This window comes from Neisseria sp. P0024.S006, from assembly GCF_051956595.1.
Classification (GTDB): Bacteria; Pseudomonadota; Gammaproteobacteria; order Burkholderiales; family Neisseriaceae; genus Neisseria.
Genome location: NZ_JBQCXH010000036.1, coordinates 1 through 474 on the forward strand (window position 1 = coordinate 1; position 474 = coordinate 474).

The window sequence follows — 474 nt, forward strand, 5'->3', positions numbered from 1 at the left end:
GACCATGTTCCGCGCCGTAGAAGAACGCCTCAATACCCTGTTAAGCGAACATCCACCCCCCCCCTCCTCTTCTTTCTTCCTTCTTTTTCTTTTTTCCTCTCCTCCCTCTTTCCTCTCCCCTCTCCTCTCTCCTTCCCCCCTTCTTTTTTCCTCCCCCTTTTCCTCCCTTCCCTTCTTCCCCTCCTCCTTCTCCCCCCTCTCTTTTTTCTCCCCCTTTTCCTTTTTCTCTCCTTTTTCCCCTTTCCCCCCTCCCTCCTCCCCCTCCCCCCTCTTTCCACCCCCCCTCTTCTCCTTTTCCTGCTTCATTCCGCCTTCCCCCCCTCCCCCCCCCCTCTTGTTTCTCTTCTCGTCCTCTTCCTCCCTCCACACCTCCCTCCTCGCCTTTTTCTCCTCTTCCCTTTCCCTCTTTTTATCCCTCGCTTTCCTCTTTTCCCTCCCGCCACTCGCCTCTTCCCCATCTCCTTTTTTTCTTCC

At 55.5% G+C, this 474-nt stretch carries 1 protein-coding gene; it reads right to left on the reverse strand.

Annotation, left to right across the window (positions count from 1 at the left end; genetic code table 11):
* On the reverse strand, positions 1-474 hold a 474-nt coding region (locus ACTHUF_RS11130; RefSeq protein WP_440407726.1), incomplete at both ends, for a hypothetical protein.